The sequence below is a fragment of the Clostridia bacterium genome (assembly GCA_014360065.1).
Classification (GTDB): Bacteria; Bacillota; DSM-521; order Neomoorellales; family JACIYF01; genus JACIYF01.
The window spans coordinates 1-8,088 of sequence record JACIYF010000112.1 but is presented as its reverse complement, the minus strand read 5'-3'; the positions used below and the strand labels follow the sequence as shown (position 1 = coordinate 8,088).

At 58.0% G+C, this 8,088-nt stretch carries 7 protein-coding genes; 1 reads left to right on the top strand and 6 read right to left on the bottom strand.

The features are described from left to right. From H5U02_12580 to H5U02_12555, 6 genes are all read right to left on the bottom strand, one after another. A partial coding sequence (locus H5U02_12580) for a 2-isopropylmalate synthase (GenBank protein ID MBC7343254.1) occupies window positions 1-1,290 on the bottom strand: 1,290 nt, incomplete at its 3' end. A gap of 13 nt (window positions 1,291-1,303) precedes the next feature. Next, a complete protein-coding gene (gene ilvN / locus H5U02_12575) occupies window positions 1,304-1,795 on the bottom strand; it encodes an acetolactate synthase small subunit (protein MBC7343253.1) in 492 nt (163 codons plus the stop codon). Window positions 1,796-1,799: 4 nt separating this feature from the next. Then, the gene (ilvB, locus tag H5U02_12570; GenBank protein MBC7343252.1) at window positions 1,800-3,491 is read right to left on the bottom strand and encodes a biosynthetic-type acetolactate synthase large subunit; all 1,692 of its coding nucleotides are present in this window, start codon (window positions 3,489-3,491) and stop codon (window positions 1,800-1,802) included. Between the two features lie 181 nt (window positions 3,492-3,672). Beyond that, window positions 3,673-5,334, bottom strand: a complete 1,662-nt coding sequence (gene ilvD, locus H5U02_12565) for a dihydroxy-acid dehydratase (GenBank protein ID MBC7343251.1) — start codon at window positions 5,332-5,334, stop codon at window positions 3,673-3,675. 149 nt (window positions 5,335-5,483) lie between these two features. Then, a complete protein-coding gene (gene ilvE / locus H5U02_12560) occupies window positions 5,484-6,410 on the bottom strand; it encodes a branched-chain-amino-acid transaminase (GenBank protein ID MBC7343250.1) in 927 nt (308 codons plus the stop codon). A gap of 541 nt (window positions 6,411-6,951) precedes the next feature. Beyond that, complete coding sequence (locus H5U02_12555) at window positions 6,952-7,515, bottom strand: gamma carbonic anhydrase family protein (protein ID MBC7343249.1); 564 nt, start codon at window positions 7,513-7,515, stop codon at window positions 6,952-6,954. Window positions 7,516-7,755: 240 nt separating this feature from the next. On the opposite strand from H5U02_12555, the gene H5U02_12550 reads away from it, so the two are divergent. Further along, a complete protein-coding gene (locus H5U02_12550) occupies window positions 7,756-8,073 on the top strand; it encodes a hypothetical protein (protein ID MBC7343248.1) in 318 nt (105 codons plus the stop codon). Window positions 8,074-8,088: the final 15 nt, after the last annotated feature.

Sequence of the window (8,088 nt, the reverse complement as noted above, 5' to 3'; positions counted from 1 at the left end):
AGCGTCCACCGGGCCCTCGCCGCAGGCCGCCTCTTCATATACTTCCTCGCCTACCCTAAGGCCAATGGTAGCCGTAGGTACCACCTTGGTCCCGGTGGAAATGTGGAGGTCTACCAGGGCAAAGTACTCGGGGATGGTCCGGATCTCGTTTTCCACGATGGCTTCCAGGTCCCGGTCGGTGATCTCCTTTTTGCGATCGGCCAGATCCTTAAAGCGGGCAAAGGCCCGGTCCAAGTCAGCATCGGAGAGGACGAATCCCAGCTGCCCCAGCCGCTCTTTAAAGGCGTGCCGTCCCGAGTGCTTGCCCAGGACGATATTGTTCTGGATCAGGCCAATCATGGCTGGGTTCATGATCTCGTAGGTGGTGCGCTCTTTCAACACCCCGTCTTGGTGAATCCCCGACTCATGGGCAAAGGCATTCTTGCCCACCACCGCCTTATTGGGTTGGATGGGCATGCCGGTCAGGGCGCTGACCAGCTTGCTGGTCCGGTAGATCTCCTCAGTCCGGATCCCGGTCTCAAACCCGTAGAAATCGCGCCGGGTGTGGAGGGCCATAATCACTTCCTCCAGGGCGGTATTGCCGGCTCGCTCCCCGATGCCGTTAATGGCGCCCTCCACTTGCTCGGCTCCGTTCAGTACCCCGGCCAAGGAATTAGCCACCGCCATCCCCAAGTCGTCGTGGCAGTGAACGCTGACGATGGCCTTATTAATATTGGGTACCCGCTGGCGGATGGTAGCGATGAAGCGGCCAAATTCCTCCGGGGTAGCGTAGCCCACCGTGTCGGGGATATTAACCACGGTGGCCCCAGCTTCGATGGCGGCCTCGAGGATCTGGCACATAAAGTCCAAGTCGGTGCGAGAACCATCCTCAGTGGAAAACTCCACATCCTCGCAGTAACCTTTGGCCCGCTTGACTCCTGCCACCGCCCGCTCCAGCACTTCCTCCCGGGAAAGGCGGAGCTTATAACGGAGGTGGATGTCCGAAGTAGCGATGAACACGTGCAGCCGCGGCCGGCGGGCATACTTGACCGCCTCCCAGGCCCGATCGATGTCCTGGGGGTTGACCCGAGCCAAGGCAGCAATTATCGGGCCCTGCACATTTTGGGCAATGGCCTTCACAGCTTCGAAATCGCCCGGGGACGCAATGGGAAAGCCGGCTTCGATCACGTCCACTCCCAGCCGGGCTAGCTGCTGGGCGATCTCCAGCTTTTCCTGGGTATTTAGGCTAACGCCAGGGGATTGCTCCCCATCGCGCAGGGTAGTATCGAAGATATAAATCCTTTTCCCCACCGCCATCTTCCTCCTATTCATGCCGGTATTTAGCGCCGCGCACCATGGCAATCTTGCCGGTGCGCACCACTTCGCGGATGCCAAAGGGAACCAGGGCGCTCTCAATGGCATTGATCTTACCCTGATCGCCGGTGGCTTCGATGATCAGGCTGTCCTTACCAATGTCCACGATCCGAGCCCGAAAGATCTCCACGATCTGCACGATCTCCCCCCGGGTGGAGGGGTCGGCATCCACCTTGATCAAGATGAGCTCCCGATCCACGTGTTCCTCGTGGGTAATGTCGTCCAGGCGAATCACATCCACCAGCTTGTAAAGCTGCTTGCACACCTGCTCGATTACATGATCATCGCCGTCCACCACGATGGTCATCCGCGATACCTTGGGATCTTCGGTAGTGCCCACGGCCAAGCTCTCGATGTTGTAGCCCCGCCGGCTAAACAACCCTGCCACCCGGGTAAGTACCCCGGGCCGGTTTTCCACTAACACCGCCAATGTATGCCGCATGGCCCTACCTCCCGTTCCCCAGCATTTCCGTCAAGGAGCCGCCTGGCGGCACCATGGGAAATACGTTTTCTTCGCAGCAAACCACAAAATCAAGGATAACCGGCCCCTCCATGGCCTTGGCCTGTTCCAAGGCCTCCCGCACCTGGCCGGGATCCTCGATCCGGTAGCCAGGGATCCCGTAGGCCTCGGCTAGCTTAACGTAGTCGGGACCGGTGATGCGGGTATGCGAGTACCGCCCTTCACAAAAGAGCTCCTGCCACTGGCGCACCATGCCCAGATAACCGTTATCGATAATGGCAATCTTAACCGGCAAATCGTGCTGAGTAATGGTGGCCAGCTCCTGAACGGTCATCTGTAGGCTGCCGTCACCAGCAATTACCCAAACATTGGCCTCAGGTCGGCCCACCTGGGCGCCGATGCCAGCCGGCAGGCCAAACCCCATGGTTCCTAGGCCGCCAGAGCTGATGAAGGTGCGCGGCCGTCGGGCCCGGTAGTACTGGGCCGCCCACATCTGATGTTGGCCCACATCGGTGCAGACGATGGTCTGGTCATCGGCCAGGTTGGAAATGGACTCAATCACTTGCTGGGGCTTGATCTGGGTATCTGATCTCTCGTACCGTAAAGGGTATTGCTTTTTCCATTCTTCCACCTGAGCTAGCCAAGCCTCGTGTTTGAGTTCTGGAAGTGCCGGCAGGACCGTAGCTAGAACCTGGCGCACATCTCCCACCACCGGGATCTGCACCAGCACGTTCTTGCCGATCTCGGCCGGATCGATGTCCACATGGATCACTTGGGCCTGGGGGGCAAAGCTGGCTATGCTTCCGGTCACCCGATCATCGAACCGGGCCCCCAGGGCAATCAGAAGATCGCAGTTAGTGACAGCATAATTGGCGTAGGCAGTACCGTGCATCCCCAGCATCCCCAGGGAGAGGAAGTGATCCTCTGGGAAGCAACCCTTGCCCATTAGGGTAGTAGTAACTGGGATCTGGCATTTCTCGGCCAGCTTTAGAAGTTCCGAGCTAGCCCCGGAAGTGATTACCCCGCCCCCAGCGTAAATCACGGGGCGCTCCGACCGGCTCAGGACTTCCACCCATTGGGGCACGTTGACCCCATGTCCATTTTTGGGCACCCGGTAGCCAGGCAGCTGCATCTTGGGTGGCCACACAAAATCGGCCTTGGCCGCAGTCACATCCTTGGGCAAATCGACCAGCACCGGCCCCGGGCGGCCAGTGGAAGCAATATGGAAAGCCTCATGGATGATCCGGGCCAGGTCGCCCACGTCCTTGACCAGGAAATTGTGCTTGGTTACCGGCAAGGTAATGCCGGTAATGTCGGCCTCCTGGAAAGAATCCCGGCCCAACAGGTCCAGGCTCACCTGCCCGGTGAAAGCCACCATGGGCACCGAATCCATGTAAGCGTTGGTAATCCCGGTCACCAAATTGGTAGCCCCAGGCCCAGAGGTGGCAAAGCAAACCCCTGGCTTTCCGGTGGCCCGGGCATAGGCATCGGCAGCATGAGCTGCTCCTTGTTCATGGCGGACCAAGATATGGCGGATGCTGGAGCAGGCATATAGGGCATCGTATAGGAACAGCACCGCCCCGCCCGGAAAACCAAAGACCGTGTCCACCCCTTCTTCTTCCAGGGCGCGCATCACGATTTGGGCCCCGGTCAATGGGTCACTCTTGGCTACTTGCATCAAAGCCCCATCTCACCCTCACCTCACGAGTATGTTAAAGGTTATTACGTACTACATACTATATTAAGCCATATTCCGGCTCTGGGCCGGTTAAGTCCAAGTTATCTCCTGGTTGCTTACGCCTTAACTTTTACGGCCAGCAATGCCGGCGGCAACCGCCAGCCGGTGCCGTCTAACCCGCCTATCCTCGAAATACGGCTCCGGTGCTGGCCGAAGTCACCAAGCTGGCATAGCGGGCCAGGTAACCGCTAGTCACCTTGGGAGCCGGCGGCTGCCACCGTTTCCGCCGCTCCTCGATGGTTTCCGCACTCACCTCCAAGGCAAGCTCCCCCTTGGGGATGTCGATGCGGATAGGGTCGCCCTCCTCCACCAGGCCAATCAGCCCTCCCTCGGCTGCCTCCGGCGATATGTGGCCGATGGAGGCTCCCCGGGTAGCGCCGGAGAAACGACCGTCGGTAATCAGGGCCACCTTGTCGTCCAACCCCCGCCCGGCTACCGCCGAGGTGGGAGTGAGCATTTCCCGCATACCAGGTCCGCCCTTGGGCCCTTCATAGCGAATGACAATTACATCCCCAGGACGGATGGCACCGCCCATGATGGCCGCCACCGCCTCCTCCTCGGAGTTAAATACCCGGGCCGGTCCTTGGTGGGAAAGCATCTTGGGCGATACTGCCGAGCGCTTGACCACGGCTCCGTCCGGGCACAAGTTCCCCCAGAGCACCGCCAAGCCGCCATCCCGGCTGTAGGGATCTTCCACCGGGCGGATGATTTCAGGAAGCTTGATCTTGGCACCGGCAATATTGTCAGCCACCTTTCGGCCGGTAACGGTCAAGGGTTCACCATCCAAAAGCCCGTGCCGCCAAAGCTCTGCCATCACCGCCGGTATGCCCCCGGCCGCATCCAGATCCTCGATAAAGGCCGGTCCGGCTGGAGCCAAGCGGCAAAGATTCGGGGTTTGGCCGCTAATCTGGTCCACAGTTTTAAGATCCAAGGGCACCTTAGCTTCGTTGGCAATGGCCATCAGGTGCAGGGCGGTATTGGTGGAGCACCCCAGCGCCATATCCACCCGTAGAGCATTGGCAAAGGCAGCGGCAGTAAGAATAGATGAAGGCCGAATGTCCTTCTGGAGCAGCTCCATTACCTTCATGCCCGCCTGTTTGGCCAAGCGGATGCGAGCTGCGTGCACAGCCGGGATGGTGCCATTGCCGGGAAGGGCCATCCCTAAAACTTCGGTCAGGCAATTCATGGAGTTGGCGGTGAACATGCCCGAGCAGGAACCGCAGCCGGGACAACCGTATTCCTCCAGCTCGGCCAGATCTTCCTCAGACATTAGCCCGGCCCCTACCGCCCCCACCGCTTCGAAGAGATTGGTGAGGCTCACCCGCTGGCCCTTAAAGCGCCCGGCCAGCATAGGCCCACCGCTCACAAAGATGGAGGGCAGGTCCAGGCGGGCTGCGGCCATCAGCATTCCCGGCACGATCTTGTCGCAGTTGGGTATAAATACCAGAGCATCAAAGGGATGGGCCATGGCCATGATCTCCACCGAGTCGGCTATCAGCTCCCGGCTGGCCAGGGAGTATTTCATCCCTTGGTGATTCATGGCTATGCCATCGCAAACGCCAATGGTGTTGAACTCGATGGGGGTACCTCCAGCCATCCGCACCCCCGCCTTGACCGCCTCGGCAACCCGGTCCAGGTGCTGGTGCCCGGGAATAATTTCATTCCAGGAATTGACCACGCCCACAATCGGCCGGGTTAACTCCTCATCGGTTAGCCCCAAAGCCTTAAACAAGGAACGGTGGGGCGCTTTTTCCAATCCTTGCTTCATCAAGCTGCTGCGCATGGCTTCCACTCCTAGCTTCAGCTATCATCCATGCCCTTTTTAAGGGGCCATTTTATCTAAGCTGGGCCCAGCTAAGGTCTTAGCCGAGTTAGCCGGGCCAGATCTAGCCGGGGCCAGCCCGCCACCTTCCCGACCGGCCCGCCTTCCGATTACAAGGCCTGGACCTTAGGGGACCTAAGCGCCAAGGCCTCTTCGTCCTCAGGAAAAATAAACGGCCCGTCCTCCTTGGTGTGTTCCCTAAAGAGGTTGATTAACCGATTGGTCATGGCTCCCACTTTGCCATCGGCAATGGGCCGGCCATCTACTTCCACCACCGGAATCACCTCAGCAGCGGTACCGGTAAGGAAGACTTCGTCGGCGCTGTAAACGTCATGGCGAGTAAAAATGCGCTCTTCTACGGTTATGCCGTTGGCTCGGGCTAGCTGCATGACGGTATTGCGAGTGATGCCTTCCAGGATGCCGACCCAGGAGGGAGGGGTAATGAGGATGCCGTTTTTCACCAGGAAAATATTATCGCCGGTAGCCTCAGCCACGTACCCTTCGTTGTTGAGCATTAGCGCTTCCGGTACTCCGGCCCGGTGGCATTCGATCTTGGCCAGGATGTTGTTGAGGTAATTGAGGGACTTGATCCTGGGGTTAATGGCTTCGGGAATATTGCGCCGGGTAGCCACAGTCACGATCTTTAGGCCCTCTTCGTAGAAGTGGGGCGGATAAAGCTCGATCTTAGCAGCAATGCAGAAAATGATAGGCCGCAGGCATTTATTGGGATCCAACCCTAGATCGCCAGGCCCCCGGGTAACCACCAGCCGGATATAGGCGTCGCGCAAGTTGTTGCGGCGGCAGGTTTCCAGCACTATTTCCTGCATCTCTTCTTTGCTGATGCCGATGTCAAGGTGGATGCTCTTGGCGGAATCATAGAGCCGGTCCAAGTGCTCTTTCAACTTGAATACCCGGCCATGATAGGCGCGAATGCCTTCAAACACTCCATCGCCATATAGGAGCCCGTGGTCAAAAACTGAAACCTTGGCTTCTTCCTCGGGGACATAGCGCCCGTCAAAGTAAATGATGAGTCCCATCCTGCTTCCCCTCCCTTAAAGAATTGGTTACCCAAAAAGCTTATAAAAAAACCCCCTCATCCCCAACCTTGGGCCAGGGACGGGAGGATTTCCCGCGGTACCACCCTGCTTGTTGCTTAGCAACCACTCCTGGCCGATAACGGCAGCCCTCCGGCCTTACCTACGCGCCAACGCCGGGCTAAGGATTTCATCCTCACCGCCGCTGGTTTCGGGAAAGCAGCTGAGAAAGTGATACTGTCGACCCCTCGGGTGCCGGTTTTCAGCTCCCCCGGCTCTCTGTAACCTTCAGGCATCTCCAGCGCGTCTTTCCTCATCGCTTTTAATGCACCACCTTTGGTGATGCTAAAAACCACTTTGCCAAGATAGATTTATAGGCTAGTATATTAAATCCCCCTAACATCTGTCAAGGAATTTTTCGCGGTTTTGCGCGGTTTGTTGGTTGTTTTTTCGCTTCCTGGTTTTCCAACCAAGTTTCCCTTGGCCGCACCCGCCTGGGCTCCGGTTGCTTGGCCTGGGCTTCGGCTGCTTGGGCCTGGGCCGCCTAGACCCCGGCTCCTTTGCCTTGGGCCTGGGCATGGAAATTATGCAGTTCCTGGTAGTCGGCCACCCCACGCAGGATCCCTTCGGTTTCCTCCGGGGTAACCTGGCGCAGCACCTTAGCCGGGCTGCCCACAGCAATGCTGCCTGGAGGAATCTGCTGGCCTCTTTTCACCAGGCTGTTGGCGCCCACGATGGAGCCATCGCCTACCACCGCCCCGTCCAAAACCACAGCATTCATGCCGATTATGACCCGGTTGCCAATCTTGCAACCGTGCAGCACCGCCCCGTGACCTATAGTTACTTGGTCTCCCACCACTACTTCCTGGCCGCGGTCGGCATGGATTACCACGTTATCCTGGATGCTGGTTTCCTCGCCGATGCTTATGGGGGCTAGGTCCCCACGAAGCACCGCGTTGTACCAGATGTTGGCCCGCCGGGCGATCTTTACGTCACCGGCAATGACAGCCCCCTCCAATACCAAAGCTTCCGGCGAGATCTGCGGTTTTTTGCCATTGATTTCCCGTATCAATCCTCGTCTCTCCCACTCTAGAATATATGGCCGCATCGGTGTTTCCACCTTTCTCTCCCCCTATACTAGAACAAAAACAGTTTTCCAGCAAGGACCAGGGTAACTGACAGGAAGCCCTTGCATGGCCAACGCCAGCGCCTCACCGGACGTGTAGTCACTTTGCGGGAGATCGCCGACTGAGAAATTGAAAGTGCCGCACGCCTCAGGAAGCCTTAAACGGGTCGCTTATCTTCTTTAACCTGGCCCACCTCGGCGCTCTGGATAAGGCTGACCCTAATGAACCTCACCCCCAAAAAGGAATACGTGGTGGGGGTAGCCATCGGCCCCATCCCGGCGGATGAGAGAAAGCTTTTGGTTTCCATCCCCGATGATATGATTTTCCACGGCATCTCTCCCCGAAAGATGATCGACCTTTTGGTGCTGGACCGGGGCTACTGGGGGAGGGAATTCCTGACGTCCATCTTGTCTTGCCCGGATCAATCCAGTTTCGGCTCCAAAGCCAATCCTTTTCTCCCGCTACGCTTCCGGTTGGCTAACCTGTTTCTTGTTTCTGGAAGGGCTTTCAATAGCATCAGTCAGAAAAATCAATGTTGACAGGTGGTTCTCAAT